The 17,176-nt window shown below is 29.3% G+C and carries 14 protein-coding genes and 1 pseudogene; 10 read left to right on the plus strand and 5 right to left on the minus strand.

Translation table 11 applies throughout. The features are described 5' to 3' along the window. The first annotated feature begins 10 nt into the window (after positions 1 to 10). A complete protein-coding gene (locus tag B3086_RS06185; RefSeq protein WP_346846707.1) occupies positions 11 to 952 on the plus strand; it encodes an iron-siderophore ABC transporter substrate-binding protein in 942 nt (313 codons plus the stop codon). Positions 953 to 1,476: 524 nt separating this feature from the next. Here the strand turns inward: B3086_RS06185 and B3086_RS06190 are convergent. The 3 genes and pseudogenes from B3086_RS06190 to B3086_RS06200 all read right to left on the minus strand — a co-directional run bounded on the left by B3086_RS06190 (position 1,477) and on the right by B3086_RS06200 (position 3,840). Further along, positions 1,477 to 2,004: a GNAT family N-acetyltransferase gene (locus B3086_RS06190; RefSeq protein ID WP_346846708.1), complete on the minus strand. Its 528-nt coding sequence runs from the start codon at positions 2,002 to 2,004 to the stop codon at positions 1,477 to 1,479. Between the two features lie 99 nt (positions 2,005 to 2,103). Further along, positions 2,104 to 3,013 (minus strand): annotated as a pseudogene (locus B3086_RS06195) (IS1595 family transposase); the annotation flags it as partial. 206 nt (positions 3,014 to 3,219) lie between these two features. Beyond that, positions 3,220 to 3,840, minus strand: a complete 621-nt coding sequence (locus B3086_RS06200; protein ID WP_346876858.1) for a VanZ family protein — start codon at positions 3,838 to 3,840, stop codon at positions 3,220 to 3,222. A 596-nt stretch (positions 3,841 to 4,436) separates the two neighbouring features. Between B3086_RS06200 and B3086_RS06205 the strand changes: the two genes are divergently transcribed. From B3086_RS06205 to B3086_RS06220, 4 genes are all read left to right on the plus strand, one after another. Next, entirely contained in the window at positions 4,437 to 4,904 is a 468-nt protein-coding gene (locus B3086_RS06205; RefSeq protein WP_346846710.1) for a MarR family transcriptional regulator, read from the plus strand. After that, a complete protein-coding gene (locus B3086_RS06210) occupies positions 4,888 to 5,742 on the plus strand; it encodes a DUF6544 family protein (RefSeq protein ID WP_346846711.1) in 855 nt (284 codons plus the stop codon). Before B3086_RS06205 ends, B3086_RS06210 begins: the two co-directional genes overlap by 17 nt. Positions 5,743 to 6,121: 379 nt before the next feature. After that, the gene (locus B3086_RS06215) at positions 6,122 to 7,285 is read left to right on the plus strand and encodes a MerR family transcriptional regulator (protein ID WP_346846712.1); all 1,164 of its coding nucleotides are present in this window, start codon (positions 6,122 to 6,124) and stop codon (positions 7,283 to 7,285) included. 129 nt (positions 7,286 to 7,414) lie between these two features. Further along, positions 7,415 to 7,900, plus strand: a complete 486-nt coding sequence (locus B3086_RS06220) for a hypothetical protein (RefSeq protein WP_346846713.1) — start codon at positions 7,415 to 7,417, stop codon at positions 7,898 to 7,900. Positions 7,901 to 8,207: 307 nt separating this feature from the next. On the opposite strand, the gene B3086_RS06225 is transcribed toward B3086_RS06220, so the two are convergent. Further along, positions 8,208 to 10,298 (minus strand): peptidoglycan-binding protein, encoded by a 2,091-nt coding sequence (locus B3086_RS06225; RefSeq protein ID WP_346892955.1) that lies wholly within the window; start codon positions 10,296 to 10,298, stop codon positions 8,208 to 8,210. A gap of 407 nt (positions 10,299 to 10,705) precedes the next feature. On the opposite strand from B3086_RS06225, the gene B3086_RS06230 reads away from it, so the two are divergent. The 4 genes from B3086_RS06230 to B3086_RS06245 all read left to right on the plus strand — a co-directional run bounded on the left by B3086_RS06230 (position 10,706) and on the right by B3086_RS06245 (position 15,268). Then, a complete protein-coding gene (locus B3086_RS06230) occupies positions 10,706 to 11,986 on the plus strand; it encodes a serine hydrolase domain-containing protein (RefSeq protein ID WP_346846715.1) in 1,281 nt (426 codons plus the stop codon). A 306-nt stretch (positions 11,987 to 12,292) separates the two neighbouring features. Further along, positions 12,293 to 12,748, plus strand: a complete 456-nt coding sequence (locus B3086_RS06235; RefSeq protein WP_346846716.1) for a LytTR family DNA-binding domain-containing protein — start codon at positions 12,293 to 12,295, stop codon at positions 12,746 to 12,748. A gap of 1 nt (position 12,749) precedes the next feature. Further along, complete coding sequence (locus tag B3086_RS06240) at positions 12,750 to 13,448, plus strand: LiaF transmembrane domain-containing protein (protein WP_346846717.1); 699 nt, start codon at positions 12,750 to 12,752, stop codon at positions 13,446 to 13,448. Positions 13,449 to 14,086: 638 nt separating this feature from the next. Further along, a complete protein-coding gene (locus tag B3086_RS06245; RefSeq protein WP_346846718.1) occupies positions 14,087 to 15,268 on the plus strand; it encodes a GNAT family N-acetyltransferase in 1,182 nt (393 codons plus the stop codon). A gap of 200 nt (positions 15,269 to 15,468) precedes the next feature. Here B3086_RS06245 and B3086_RS06250 read toward each other — a convergent pair whose 3' ends face one another. Beyond that, positions 15,469 to 16,062 carry an ATP-dependent Clp protease proteolytic subunit gene (locus tag B3086_RS06250; RefSeq protein ID WP_346846719.1) on the minus strand — a complete coding sequence of 198 codons (594 nt, stop codon included), beginning with the start codon at positions 16,060 to 16,062 and terminating at the stop codon, positions 15,469 to 15,471. Between the two features lie 406 nt (positions 16,063 to 16,468). Between B3086_RS06250 and B3086_RS06255 the strand changes: the two genes are divergently transcribed. Further along, the gene (locus B3086_RS06255) at positions 16,469 to 17,149 is read left to right on the plus strand and encodes a DUF5680 domain-containing protein (RefSeq protein WP_346846720.1); all 681 of its coding nucleotides are present in this window, start codon (positions 16,469 to 16,471) and stop codon (positions 17,147 to 17,149) included. Positions 17,150 to 17,176 lie beyond the last annotated feature (27 nt).

Genomic DNA, 17,176 nt, shown 5'->3' on the forward strand with positions numbered 1-17,176 from the left:
GGAATGACAAATGCAAAAAAAATTATTATCTGCAATTTTATTAGGTATGCTAATTGTAAGCTTACTTGTTGGTTGCTCTAATAAAACAGAAAATACAACAGATTATAAAACTATATCTATACAACATGCTATGGGAACAACAGAAATTCCTGAAAATCCAAAGAATGTTGTTATATTAACTAATGAGGGTGTAGAAGCACTTCTTACACTTGGTGTTAAACCAGTTGGAGCTGTAACTGGTTTCACTGGTGATTGGTATGAACATACTAAAAGTGAACTTACAGGTGTTAAGCCTGTTGGTAAGGAGACAGAGCCAAATGTAGAAGCAATTGCTGCTTTAAAACCTGATTTAATAATTGGAAATAAAATGAGACATGAAAAGATATATGACCAATTAAGTGCAATAGCACCAACTGTTTATTCAGATACAATAAGAGGCGAATGGAAGGATAATTTTAAATTCTATGCTGAAGTTTTAAATAAAAAATCTGAAGGTGAGAAAGCTATACAAGCATATGAAAGTAAGATTACTTCTATAAAAGAAACTTATAGTGATAAATTAAATAATGAAATATCACTTGTGAGATTTATGGATGGAAAAACTAGAATATACCTTGGTGATACTTTCGCTGGAACTATTCTTAAAGAAATAGGATTTAAAAGACCAGCAGCTCAACACGGAACAGACTTCGTTAATGAAATAGGCAAGGAAAGATTAAATGAAGCTGATGGAGATGTAATGTTATACTTTACTTATGAACTAGGAGATGGTAAAGGTCTTGCTAGAGAAGAAGAGTGGTTAAATGATCCGATGTTTAAATCTCTAAATGTTGTAAAAAATAATAAAGCTTATAAAGTAGACGATACTATTTGGAATACAGCAGGTGGTATAAAAGCCGCTAATTTAATGCTTGATGATTTAACTAATATGTTAAAGGAAGGAAAAATCTAAGGTTATTAATTAGCCATTAATGGAAGTTTTAATACATATAATATAATAAAAAAGGTGCTATCTAAAAATGGGATATATTTCCTAGACAAGACAGAACCTTTTGTTTTTAAGGGTGAAAAGAAGCTTTCGTAAAATAAGCTAGTCTAAATAAATATTGAATAATCTCTTATATTATTAACGCTCAGCCCTTTCGGAATATTGATTTACTAAAGCATTTATTCAAGATAAAATCTACAACACAATAACTCGTATACACTCAAACAAGTTGTGTTGCTTACGATTTTACCATTCATAAATACTAAGTAATAAAATATTCATGGAAGTTCTTCTAGTAAATTAGAAGAACTAAGTTCGAATGGCATTCGCTAACAATAATATTAAATTAAGGCTATGTTTAATAACAGTGTTGATAATATGGCAATTTTTAATGGAAGTCAAAAATGGCTTCCATTAATTCATATTTAAAGAAAGATACGACAGAACTGAATCTAAAATTATGTTACATCAGCCCTACAAATTGGAATTTATAAATCTATCCAATATCGTTCAACAACACAATTTTCATCTTTAATTAATACTTCATTTTCTTTTTTTCCACCTTGGGATAATATGGTTTTCTGAGAAGCCAAATTATCATTATCACAAGTAAGTAAAATTCTACTTAGTTGTAATATGTCCTTACAATAAATTAATGCTTGTCTTAATTCTTCTTTTGCATATCCTTTGTTTCTTTCAGACTTTCTTACAGAATATCCTATATGTCCACCATATTGTAAAAGATAATCATTTAAAAAATGCCTTATTTGTATCATTCCTACAATGCAATTATCATTTTTCCTAATTGCTAATAATTGTGTTGATGTAACTTTTCTTCCATCTACTTCTTCTGTTTCATTCAATAATGACTTTTCAATATATTCTTGTGGCGAATTCGAATTTCTTAAGAAACCTGTTCCATCCATTGATTCATTATTTTTAATAAACTCATTCTTATATGAGAATATGTCATCACCATATTCTATTGCTACTTTCTTTAATACTAAGTCTTCCATAAAAATCACCTCTATAAATTACTATTTGTTGAGTTGTTTTACATCTTTTATAGCCACATTAATCTACTATTGTGTCTGTATTTAATTATACAACATAGTAATGTGATTATTCAAAAGATATTTTGTGGCTACACTATGAAAACTATACATCCATTCTTTTAGTTTGTTATGAAAAGCATTTATGTGCTGTATATGGTAAATGCCTTCCTTATGCTTCCCACGTTTAATTTGTTGTAGTTTAACACCTAAATTTTGTGCAAATCTAATATAACTCTTGTGTGAATCAGTACAAAGGATAGATTCATCCTCAATCCTGCCTGTAAAGAGCCTTTCTAAATCTGTATGTTTCATCCTACCTTTACATATTAGTTCAGTCATAATATTTCCCACTCTATCAATGGCACATAGTACACAGACCTGTTCCTTTGATATACCTCTTACTACTCCTACTGCCTTTTACTCCACATTTATGAGGTTCTCGTGGCATTATAAACGTAGTGCTTTTCTTATGATTTCCTTTAAAGGATTCTCTGAAAAACGCCTCGTCAACTTCTATAACTCCACCAACATTACCAATACCCATATACACTCTGATAGCGTCTAAAAACTTATGCCTCCAATAAAAAGATGTAGGCACACTAATCCCAACTATCTCTGCACATTTTCTTATGGAATAACCATTTATCATACATTTAGAATATAATATCCACTTTTTAATATCTTTCTTACTGTTGTAACGGGGTGAACGTGTAAAATCAGTAAAGGTCTTTCGGCAGGACTTACAGATATATCTTTGTTTGCTATTGAACTTGCCATTTCTTGATACTTCCTCATGTCCACAGTGGGGGCAGACTTTTCCCTTGGAGAATCGGTTCTCTTTAACCTCGTTAGTAACCTCGGTAGCAAAAGAACCTAATACAATAACTTCTTCAAGATAATTTAATATTTCTTCCTGTCCTGTTGTTCCTAAAGCATCTAAATCTTTCTTTACTGACGCTACACTTGGCATAATAATACCTCCGTAATCCTTTATATAGTCTTATTGCACCCAAATATTCAGAAAATATAAATTTTCAACACTTATCTTAAACATAGCCTAAATTAAAAATGTAATATTATAAACACTATTCTTTAAATCTAACAGTTAATTGTAATACAGTAATCTAAAGATAACACATCTAAAGTAACCCTTTTAAAAATAAGAGTATCATTTTATTAACTCAAAAACGTACTTATAATTGGAATTGCAATGTATAGATAAGGTTCTAATTTAATAACCATACTATCCTTAGAAGAAATTTCAACTACTGTTTTATTGGCAAGTTCATGAAAAAACTTACTAATAATATTGAAAATAATCCAACCACAAATAGTTCCTAGGGTATTCATTATTAAATCATTAATATCTGATGCACGAAATTGGACAAACAATTGAGCAATTTCAATAATAATTGAAAATAATATTCCACTACATACTGTGGGCAATAATGTTCTATACTTTTTCCATAATGTTGGCAATAAAAATCCAAAAGGCATAAAAAGTATTATATTAAGTATTGCTGAAAGCTCAAGTCCATCGTTAAAAGGCACTAAATTTATAATGGGATTAAATAATGGCCTGTTTAATCTTGAAAGTCTTTTCCATTCGCTCAAAGTAGGAATTCCGACTACATCTATTAAGGAAATCATAAGATATAATATAAAAAGATATCCCAAAAAGTAATGTTGCCATCCTATTTTCTTTTTAAGACTCTTACTATTTTTATTTAAGAATATATTTAAAATAGTTATTAGAAAAAATGATAATATCATTGGTATTATATAACTTTTCATCATAGAAATCTCTTTCCCCCGTTTTAATCTTAATATTTACTATTACATTAAAAATTTAATTTGAAAACTGATCTCTAAAACACTCCTTTATAAATTATTTTTTATTACTAAATATAGTATATAAGTAATTATTTAAAATCTTCTTAATTGTTTCTTAAGGTTTTCTTAAGATTATTATTGCAAACTTTCAATTATATACCTTTGTAATAGTTGTTATGAAACTCTTTAGTAACTTCATCTTATTAACTCTATTGCTACTACTATCATTAAGCCTCCTAGATGAAAATCATATTTTTATAAATATATATATTTAATTTTAATTATATAGCAGGAATGCTAGTCAAATAGTTGTTCTGTTTATGGGTATTTCAGAGGTTTTCCTATTTCGAAGGTAGGATTTAATATATTCAAATATGAAGAATAAGTGTTATTACAAATCATTTAAATATGGAAAATAAGAGATAATAGGTAAGTATCTATTATCTTTTTGTAAGTATTGACATAAAGGTAACTGGTTACGTATAATTATATATGTAATCAGTTACTTTTAAGTTACAATAAATATTGGTGAATATAATTTTTATGGAGTGTGATGAATAGTGGATAAAAAAGAGGAAAAGAAAATGGAAGCTTATATATATGGAGGTATATTTGCTTTATCTAATAAATTACAACTACTAGGAGATAAATTCGATTCTAATATATCTACAAAGCAATGGTTTTTAATTGCTATTATAGCTAGCTTTAAATATGAAGCTCCAACAATTTCAATGACTGCGGAAAGAATGGGGACTTCAAGACAGAATGTTAAAAAGATGGCTAGTATATTAGAAAGAAGAGGCTTCTTAGTAATAGTTAAGGATAAAGAGGATGGTAGAATACAAAGATTAGAATTAACAAAGTACTGTACAGACTATTTTGAACAAAGAATGGAAAGTGAAGAAAAGTATATTGAAAATTTGTTTGCAGATTTTGATGAAGAAATGTTATTAGGTGTATTTAAAGGAATAAAGCAATTAGAGAAAAATATTATGGTATTGGAGAAACAAAATGAAGAGGAGAGTTAAGAAAAAAATGGGGTTAATTTCAGGCATAATTTTATTATTAGTATCTATATTAGTTATTTATTTCAATGTACCTTATTCAAGATTAAAAACAAACTTTAAGGATTATTTAGTTGCAAGTGAAGAAAATATTAATGAAAATAAAAAAGCTGCTAAATATACATTGGAGGATTTACCACAATCCATGCAGAATTTTTATAGCTATACTAAGCTAGTTAATAAGGTTAGTAGTAACCATGTGAGTTTTAATTTTAAGGATGCCGATTTTGTAAATATAGAGATGAATAAAACATTGAAAATAAATTATTCAGAACATATTTTTGGAGATGTTCCAGCTAGATTTGCTTTTATAGATTCATCACTTTATGGCATACCATTTCAAGGCTTGGACTCATTTATTAATGGTGAAGGTGGGATGAAGGGAGTAGTAGCAAAAAATATTACTCTATTCAATCAACGCGGGGAAGAAATGAATAAAGCAGCCTTGGTGACCTGGCTTGCCGAAATTATATTTATGCCGTCACAGTTATTAAGTGGAGATGTAGACATAAAAGAAATAGATAAAAATACAGTGGGTGTATCAATAACGTATGATAACATAAAGGCAAGTGGAATTTATAAATTCTTAGATAGTGGAGAGCTTGTTGAATTTACAACTGATGATAGAGCACTTATCTATAATGATGGAAGATTAGAACATAGAAAATGGTCTGCGCTATATGAAGATTATAAGAATAATGGTGATTTACTATTACCTAATAGATTAAAATCTAAGTGGCATTTTGATAATGAAGATATAATATATTTTGATGGTACTGATATAGAATATACATTCTATTAGTAGATTGGTAGTTACAGTAGATATGGTTTGAATCTATAGGTGGAAACCCTTTTACTAAAATTGTTATATGAAAATATAATATTATAAGTTTTATATTAGAGGTTCAAATATAGGTGAGAGTAGACAGATTTGTGAAACAGAGGTTGTGACAAAAGTATGAAAATACTTTGTCACAGCCTCTTTTCTCATGAGATTTCTTTGCTTAAAGTTTAAAAACAAGAAAACTAAAGAGTGTGTAAATTCTTTTGTAAAGCGTTGACTCTAACACCACGTCATAGTGTAATATAAAAATATAACTTGAGTATATTAACAAAAACTCACAGCCGGCTGAGTATTAGATAATATTGATAGCTGTAAAATCAAACTTTGAGGTGTAGCAATGAGAACAGTAAAACAAGTTTCGGATTTGACAGGAGTAAGTGTGCGTGCATTACATTACTATGATGAAATAGGATTATTAAAACCAAGTGAAATTACAGAGGCAGGATATAGACTTTATGATGATGAAGCTCTTAAAACTCTGCAGCAAATTTTATTTTTCAAAGAGCTTGATATACCTTTAAAAGATGTTAAAGAGATAATGATGAGTCCATATTTTGATAAAATGCAAGCACTAAAAAATCAGAAAAAGTTGCTTATTTTAAAAAGAAAAAGATTGAATGGTTTAATAGAGCTTATAAATAAAACCTTAAAAGGAGAAAGCGCAATGAATTTTAAAGAATTTGATATGAATGAATATTTTAATGTATTGGAAGAATTTAAAACAGAACACGAGGATAAGGTAAGTGAAATTTATGGTAGTGTAGATAAATATAATGACCATATTGAAAAATTTAAATCTAAGGAAGATGAAATTGCTAAAATGGCTATAAAGAAATATGGAAGTATTGAAAAATATGCTACGGCTTTAAAGAAAAATCTTAACAATAGTGCTACGTTTACTTTAGCAGAACAATATGATGAGTTTAAAAGAGATTCCTTGGAAGGTAAGCACCCTAAATTAAAAGAACTATTTAAGAAGCTTACATCTGACTTAAGTAAGGATCCTTATTCAAAGGAGATTCAAGAAATTGCTGAAGAAATAACAGATATAGCTAAAAAAGATTATGAAATTTTCAAAATGGATAATGGGGATGATCATTGGTACTATATGGTGCAAATTTATTTGGTATATCCTAAGTGGATAGAAGAAGTGGATAAGAAATATGGAAATGGTGCATCTAAATTTATCGGAGAAGCTCTAAAAAATTATTTGGGAGATAAGCAGCCTAAATTAGAAGAACTATATAAAAAGCTTGCATCTGACTTAAGTAAAGATCCTTATTCAAAAGAGGTTCAACAAATTGTTGAAGAAATATCAGATGCAACTAAAAAAAGTCAAGAATTTTACAAAGTAGATGAGGGAGAGAATCATTGGGGTTATACAGCAGAGCTTTATTTATCAAATTCCACATGGATAAAAGCCATTGATAAACAATATGGAAGTGGAGCATCTAAATTTATGGGGGAAGCTTTAAAGTTTTATGCTGAAAATAGTAAGTAATGAATTAAAAACTATGAAGGATTTGCCATATAGAAAGAAGGTTACAAGTATTAACGTATATTGGCGCTAGGATATATGTTATAATTAGGTAAAATAAAATTTTTGTAATATATACAAGGAGATGGAATTATGAAATTTAGAATTGTTTCATTACCACCGTTTAAAGCTGCTTCATCAGGGGTTGATAAAAATTTTGATTTTTCTGCAGAAGGAATATTGGGAAAGTTTGATGCATATTTTTCTGATATTAAGCCATTACCACGAGATGACTTTATGCCACGAGATTTTTTATTTTTTGATCCTGTCGAACAAGGTATGGTTTGGTGGTGGGCGCTAAATGATGACATGGATAGCGGTAGTAACGATGTAGTTGACTTTGATGGCGGGTATTATCTTACTTACACATATAGAGACGGTGATGAAGAAATGAGTAGTAAATTGTATAATGAGGCTATAGAATACATTAATAAATCAGAATTGTTTGAATTGGATGAACGCAATAATCATTATAGTATGGGACATATTATTACTCCTAAGGATATTATCAAGGCACAGGGATGGGCACAGATGGAAACATTTATACCAATTAAGCTAAGAATGAAATATGATAGATAAACAAAGCACGAAGTTGTTAATGATAAAGAAACTTATGATGTGATAACCTTTGGACCACTTTGTGTGGAAACTGATTTACAGAACACAGGTATTGGTGGTTTATTATTAGAAACAACAATGCAGCTTGCTAGAGAAGCAGGGTATAGGACAATTATATTTATTTTCCCAATCAGAAGATTATAATTTTATTAAAGTTTAATTTAGGTTAAGAGAGAGTAGGTAAATTTGTGTAAATACAAATTTACCTACTCTCTTTTTGTTGAAGTTAGCTGTTTTTCCATAGCTATATAAATTTTAAGAATGGACCTTACCTTCTACCAGTGAAGAAGTCGTTATAGGTTGATGCGATTTTTTCCCAGGTTATTGTATCCACAACTCCAGTTCTCCTTAGGTCAAATACCTTTTGAAGACTCTTAACATTTCTTTCCGTTGCTAAGTCAAATATATTATCTATAGGTAGAATTCTTATGTTATATCCGTTTTTAGCTAAAACATTCATATACTCTTTAAGAACAGCAACATACCCATTATTATCTCCAAGTTTTAGTTCAAATGGGAATGGGAAAAGAATATCTGAGGTATTTATATCCCTACCAGAGTCTAATGCCAAATATACAAATACAATATTCCTCCAAGTATTAATATCCACCTCGCCATTTTGAACTAATCCAAAGGTTCTTTGAAATCTTAACACAGCATTTTGTGTTCTTCCATCAAAATCTCTATCAACATTAACTTCTGGTATCTCTTTATATAATGTAGATATCTTTCTAAGCATTGTTTTAAGTCTTCTTACATCTTTATTGCTAAAATTTTTCCTTAAAACATACCCTGGATATCTAGTTAAGTCCTCTACTGAGTAAATGTCTTCTAAATCTACATAGGCACAGTATATAGTATTCCAAAGCCTTCTATCAACTGATTTTAAAATAGGCAAATTAAATGCCTTTTGAAATTCCATTAAGGTTTCCAGAGTTTCATAATCAAAAATACCAGTTATAGCATTTTTCTTTAATCCATAAGCCTCTGCTAGGGTACTTAAATATACTTGTAGCTCCCTTACTTTTCCTCCTTTAGAACCATATTTTAATCCTCCTAATGGATAATCTCCATCAAAACTTCCATCTAATTCTTCAATAATCATATTTTCTTCTGCTTCTTGATCTAATTCAGCTAATCTTTTTACAGCAGTATAAATTGCTGATAATTTATACCAGGTTGCTCTTCCCACTATTCCATCTTGAACTAAATTAAATATTCTTTGAAATACTTTAACGGATGCTTCAGTGTTAGGTCCAAAGATTCCATCTACAGGAATTAACTTAGGAATAGCAGGATAATTTTGTGATATTCTATTTAACTGTTGTTGTATTATAGTTACATTGGAGTTTCTATCGTTTCTCCTTATTGCTGATCCAGGATATGACTCAACTAACCCAGCAATTATTGGAGTTCTTTTTAGTATTTTATCATTACCATAATAATACTGTAATATTTCAAAAGCATTTCTACCACCGTTTGCTAAGTCTACAGTTCCCCACTGAGATAACCCATTACATTTAGCTGTTGTACCATTGCAATATTGTGTAAAATATGGTGCATTACTATTAACTATAGAAAAATATTCATTAAAAATAGAATCTACAATTTCGCTTACATTCTCAAATACATTTCCTCCATATACAAAATATTGATCATAGGCTGTAGAATTTGTTATTTGAAATGAATAACCTCTACTTACATACCATTCTGTATAAACTCTGTTAAGGGCAAAGGTTATTTGGGCATAAATGTTGGCTCTTAGGGATTCTTCAGGCCATGTTGGGTAAACTTCATGGGAAGCAACATTTTTAATATAATCTACAAACCTGACAGTGACATTTTGCGCCCATGCACTAGGAGCTCCAAGGTGTACTGTAATATACTCTGGTATATATACTTCTCTTAATACAAAAGGTTGAGATAACACTCCAGTTTTCTGATCTCTTTGAACATCCAATAATAATTGATGAGGAGGTATAACAATCCTATTTTCCGTTGTGTTGTAAAATGCAGCTGCACCAACTTTAACTATCTCAGTTAATGATACATTTTGAATAGAAGTAGTTTCATCAAAAATACTAACACCTTCTATTAGTACATTATTATATCCTTCTGCGGTTACTAACACATCATATCTAGCATAAGGAATATATGTTTTATTCATTGGTTCTAATGACAAATTTTTATCGGGAGCATCTAACTCAATAATCTCACTTCTGCCACTTTCATCTACACCACTGTCTGTCTCAAAAATAACCTCTTTTGTTTTTTGATCTCTAATTTTTATCTTTGCACTTGTGATAGGTAAGGCTTCTTGTTCTTTTGAAAGTTGAACTATTATATATCCTTTTCCCATTTTACACCACTAAATATTACTCTAATATATTATATTGATGGATATTTGTTTTGATACTGTCACATTGCGGTATAAAAAATAATTATATTGTAATCAGCTATTAATGCTAAACTGTCCTAAAGGATAAGACTGCCTAAATTGATATTTGTTCATTGAGGGATAAAGATTAGGGTGATACAAGAAAGGTATTATTAAGTCTTATACATTTAAAAATAAGAGTATTAATACATAAAGGAGAAAATTATGATAGAAATTTTTAGGTTAAAGCTACTACTCTTATAATAGGTGGTAGCTTTATGTAAAAAATGATATAGAAATATTTTCTACTATTGTAATATAATTTTATTAAATCTAAAATTATATTAAATAGAACTAAAAAATAAAGAATGTAAGTAAGGAGTATAGTAATGAACAGTTTACTAGCAACAAAAATAAATGATTTTATGGAATTATACTGCAATACATGGGCATTTAGTGGTTCCATATTAGTAGCTGAAAAGGGTGAGACTATCATTAAAAAAGGCTATGGAAAGGCTTCTATAGAACATAGTATTCCCAATACATCACAAACAAAGTTTAGAATTTGTTCTATAACAAAACAATTTACCGCTATAGCAGTGATGATGTTACAAGAAAAAGGCTTATTAGATGTTAATGAAAGCATTACTAATTATTTTCCTGAATTTCATCAATTTGATAAAAGAATAACTATACATCATCTTTTAACTCATACTTCCGGTCTTCAATATTTATTTGGACCAAACTTTCCAATAATGTATAGTAAATCAAAGCATACACATGAAGATATGTTTAATATATTTAAAGATAAACCTCTTTTGTGTGAGCCAGGGGAAAGGTGGAATTACTCTAATTACGGATACTATTTGCTTGCATGTATTATTGAAAATGTTTCAAGTGTGACCTATGATGAGTTTTTAAGTAAGAACATTTTTCAGCCTTTAAATATGAAGAATACTGGTATTGAAAAAAATAAAGCAATTATACCAGGGCTAGCTAATGGGTATTATCTAAATGATAATGATTTAATCCATACTGATTATGTAAACATGGATGTAACATTTGGATCAGGGGAAATCTATTCTACAGTTGAGGACATGCTAATATGGGATCAAGCTTTATATAATGGAGGCCTTGTTTCAGAGGAAACACTGAATACTATATTTTCACCATATGCAAATTCCGGAGAAAGAGGAACTGAGGATAATGATTATGGATATGGATGGTTTATAGATGAAATGTACGGACGCAAGAGGATAAGTCACGACGGCGGTGGATTGGGGTTCACAACTGGATTTGACAGATACATCAATGAACAAGTAAGTATTATTGTATTAAGTAATTATGGATTTACAGCAGTTTGGCGTATTACAGATATTCTTGCTGCTATAATGTTTCAAGAGGAATATCAATTTCCAAGTAGACCACTCGAATATGCTTTAGATTCCAAAATATATGAAGAATATATAGGGATATATAAAGGGGACGGCGAGAAACTCACTGTTGGAAGGGCCAAAGAAAAAATGTTTTTTGTTCTAGATGATGAATATATTATACCCATGTATCCAATATCAGAAACTGAATTTCATCATACTTGGATTGATGAGAGTTATGCCTTTTATAAAAACAAGAATGGAGAAATGTACTTTTGGGGAGCTAAAAAACAATAATTGATACACTTCAAAGCTTAAAGAGAATTATTTCATATAAAAATATAAATTGCTTGTTTAGAATTCAAAAAAGCAGTCTGAAAAAGGCTGCTTTTTTAAATTTAAAATGTTTTCTATTTACCTGGAACAAGTATTTTAGCAATAGGGTAACTTCTATATCAATACAGATAAACTTCTTATTTTATATATTTTAATATAACATACGTATAAAAACATACCACTTATAGACAATAACTAACCACTTACTGTTGTTATATTTACAAGGGAAAAAATAGTTAATATAATAAAAATATGGGGAGTGAAAATATGAAAATACGAATTGAGGTAGATAATAAAATAAGCGAAAATGAAGTTATTATTAGATGTAGTGAACTTAATGAAGACATTAAAAATATTCAAATTATGTTTCACGATATGCTATCATGCAAGAAATGTATAACTTTTTATAGAGGTGATACCGAATATTATCTTTCTTTGGAAGAAATAATATTTTTTGAAACTGAAGGAAATAGGGTTTGTGCACATACTATAGACAATATATATAACGTGAAATACAAGCTTTACGAACTTGAAGAGTTTTTGCCAGGATATTTTATGCGAGTTTCAAAATCAACAATTCTAAATACAAATCATATTTACTCCATAACACATAGTCTATCATCATCAAGTAAGGTCGAATTTCAAAATACTCACAAACAGGTGTATGTTTCAAGATATTATTATAAACCACTAAAAAATAAATTATTAGAAAAGAGGAGATAAAATGGATAACAGTAGACTTTCGGGAGGACTTTCTCTTATACTATGTGGAATTGCTTTAATTATCTATAAACTTGGATATTTTTCAGATACAAATATTTTTACAATTTTATTTACAATTTTCTTAGTTGGTATCATTATAAAGAGTGTATTAAAAGCTAATTTCGCAGGCATTTTATTCCCAATAGCACTCATTTGTATTGATTATGATGAACAGCTTGGTATAACAGCTATCACTCCATGGACAGTATTAATAGCAGCATTACTTGGAAGTGTCGGTCTTTCTATGGTTTTTAATAAACATCCTAAGTGGTCTCGCAGAAAAAGTAATTGGGATTCTTCTAAATTTAATACTATTGATACGGAAGATGAAAGTCATATAAAGTTAAAGACCTCATTTGCTGGAAGTATTAAGTATATAAATACAGATAAATTTGAACAAGCAGATTTAAAGTGTAGCTTTGGAGCAATGAAAGTGTATTTTGATAATGCTGTTCTTTATGAAGGAAAAGGATATGTTAATATAGAAGCTTTTTTTTCTGGTGTAGAGTTATATATACCTAGAAATTGGACTGTTGAAAATATATCTACTACATCTTTTAGTGCAATAACTGAAAAAAATAGAAATGAAGGAACAGCAGATAATATTCTAACTATATGTGGATGTATAGATTTTTCAGGAGTAGAAATAATTTATATCTAAATAAATAAATATAATACCTATGCACTCTATGCATAGGTATTATATTTTAAATAGTATGTCTTATAACTGTTAGGGAGAAGCGTGTACTATAGGTAAATCTGTTTTTTAGCTAGAATGAAAAATTGCTCTAGCTAAAAGTACTATAAAACTAGGTAATTAGGAACACAATATGTTTTGCTACCTTAAAAATTTTCTTGACAACATAATTGTATATGTATATAGTTTACATATAATACATTATAAGGGGTAGGGTTAATGGATTTATTGTTACAGGTACACTATAAAGAAAAAAATAATCCTGATGTGGAAACATCAAGGTTTATTAATATTTTACTAAATACTTTAACCAAGAAAGAATATACGAAATTGAGAATTTTATTTTATATATTAAGTTTAATTAGCATAATAGCATTGATATATTTTATGTGGATTATGAATAATATTATAATTTCTATGTATGTCGTATGTGTTCTAGGATTTATAGTAATTTTTCTCCCAAACCTACACTTAGCAGTACGATTAATGTACATGTTAATAATATGTTATACAGCGATTGTTGAATTAATTAGAAGAATAGGACTTAAAAAAACATAGAAAATAAATATAATTGAAAGTATGAAAAGTTGGGGGTAAATACTATGGAATATGAAATTATACATTTAGCAAAGGATAAATGGAAGGAAACTATAATCCCGATAGGTTATACTACAGATAAATATTATGATGTTGTAGTAAATGAAACGGATAAAGGCTTTACTATTGATATAGAAAAGAAAGACTTTAGCGAGCCAGTAACCCATACACCAGAAGAGTATGATTTTCCAGATAAGTTATATGAAGACCACTGGGAGAATGCTTATGCTTGGGGAGTGTTAGTTAAAGATAAATTAATTGCTGCAATTGAAACAGATCAAGAACTATGGTCTAATCGTCTAAGAATTACAGAACTTTGGGTAGCAGAAGAATATCAAAAGAATGGAATAGGTCATGCATTAATTCAGGTTGTAAAGGAACAAGCAAGAAGAGAACGTCGTAGAGCTATTATACTAGAAACACAGTCTTGCAATGTTAATGCAGTGGATTTTTATCAGCATGAAGGATTTACTTTGATTGGTATGGATGCTTGCTGCTATAGGAATAATGATTTACAAAGAAAAGAAGTTAGATTAGAATTTGGATGGTTTCCAGAAGAAAAGAAAAAGTTAAATGGTGAAGAGGTAGAAATTAGAATGGAAACAGAGGATGATTGGTACAATGTGGAGCTGATGACACAGCATGCTTTTTGGAACAAACATCATCTTGGCTGTGACGAACATTACCTAGTGCATAAATTACGTAAGCATAAAGACTATCTTCCAGAGCTCAGCAGAATAGCAGTAAAGGATGGTAAAGTAATAGGATGTATAATGTATTCAAAGGCAAAGATTGTTGATGGTGTAGATACCCATGAAATTATAACCTTTGGTCCTCTTTGTGTAGAGCCTAAATGGCAAGGAAGTGGAGTTGGTGAGCTGTTATTAAGGGAAACAATGAAGCTAGCTACAAATAAAGGGTATAAAGGTATTGTAATTTTTGGAGAACCAGATTATTATCCTCGAATAGGATTTAAAACCTGTGATAATTTTAATATTACCACTGCTGATGGTAAAAACTTTGATGCATTTATGGGAATTGAATTAGCAGAAGATAGTATGAAAGATATAAAAGGTAAATTCTACGAATCGGAAGTTTTTGAAAATCTACCTAAGGTAGAAGTTGAAGAATATAATAAAAAATTCCCAAAGCTACAAAAATTAAGATTTCCAGGTCAATGGGATTGATTAAATATTAAAGGATAAGGCAAAATAATATTAATACAAAAGGTAGATTGGCAGAAATGAATAAAGGAATTAAGTTAGTTCAATATGTTGAGAAGAATAATGGAATATAAAGCAAAAACCTCAGATATAACTGAGGTTTTTATAATTTTTAAATTAAACTTCTAAAGGATCTGTGGAGCCTGTGAAAAAAACTCTGTAAATTACTTCAAATCAGAATGATTTGATATTATTTTATTGACTATACCATATGTTATAGCATCATCAGAACTTAACCAATAGTTTCTATCAGTGTCTTTTTCAACTCTTTCTAGTGGTTGACCAGTAGCTTCACTTATAATTTTATTAATTCTTTTACGAACTCTTAATATTTCTTCAGCTTCAATACCGATGTCTGTAGCTGGACCATTAAATCCTCCTAATGGTTGATGAATCATATATCTTGTATTAGGAAGAGAATATCTATTTTCTTTATCAGCTGCAAGATAAATTGTTATACCAGCACTTGCTACCCAACCTGTACCTATCATTATAACTTTTGGTGTAATGAACTTTATCATATCATGTATTGTATCTCCAGCTTCAACATGCCCTCCTTGACTATTTATAAATATTTTAATAGGGTCATTTCCCATTTCTTCAAGGATTAAAAGTTGAGTAACTACTTTTTCTGCTAAAGATTGATTAATCTCACCAGAAATAACTATAGTTCTTGATTTCAATAATTTTTCCATGACTATATTGGGTGTGTCTTTTGAAATTTCCTCTTTTTCGCTCTCTTTACTATAAAAAATCATATTATTTTCCTCCTATAATCTTAAATATATTTAAGTTATGAATATATAGCTGTAGATTTCTATAACCTAGTAGTTGGATTTAAATTGATTAATACGAAAAAATTGCGACTATATTATGAATCCGTTTTTATAATTTACTATATTTACTATATTTGTTTTAGTAATAACTATACTAACACTAATTTAATTTTTTTACAATATAGTTAAAATAATTGGTAAATCATAGAAAATAAATATATATTATAGAAACTAAATATATATTATAAAAGTAATAGGAAAGATATGATTTAACAGTATTAAAATTACCTTTTTATTTAAAGCAACTTTAGGTTGTCAAATTTGTTATACTTAATTGGTAGAAACATGATAATATTATCAGTATACTTATACAAGAGGTGATTAAACAATGAGTTTTCAAGAACAATTGCAAACACTTAGAAAAGCAAAGGGTCTATCACAAGAAAAGTTAGCTGAAGTTTTAGGGATATCAAGGCAAGCAGTTGCAAAATGGGAAGTGGGTCAATCTTATCCCGATATAGCTAGACTGATTGCACTAAGTGATTATTTTAAAGTAAGCATTGATAAACTAGTTAATGATTATGAAGAAAATTGCCGCTTATGTATAGAAGAGCATAGCGATAATCATATAAATGAAAATATAATTGATTTCTTATGTAGGGCTAAAAAAGCTACATATGCTGGGGAGGGGACAGAGAGTGAATCTTCAAGACCAAATTCTCATGATTTAGAATATACAGAAGGAACTTTAAAATATATAGATACATATATAGGTGGAGAGAAGTTTGTAGGAGAGGAAGCAATATGGCAAGATGATATTCCATTTTGGTCAATGAATTATATTGGAAGAATTTTAGATGAAAGATTTTCAGGGAGTTTTTTGAAGGAAGTTTTGAGTTTAGTAACTAAGGAGAATCCATATAGAGGTCCTATTATTTATCAAAATGGGCAGTATAAATATCATTGTATAATAAATGGAGAATTTAAGTGGTTTCAAGGACATGAGGAAATATATTTTGACCATATTAAGGTTTATGAATGTCATTTCCATGGAGGATCAGTTAAATAATTAAAATGAATATATGAGAGAGGAAAA

The organism is Clostridium sp. UBA871, from assembly GCF_002295255.1.
Taxonomy (GTDB): domain Bacteria; phylum Bacillota; class Clostridia; order Clostridiales; family Clostridiaceae; genus Clostridium_J; species Clostridium_J sulfidigenes.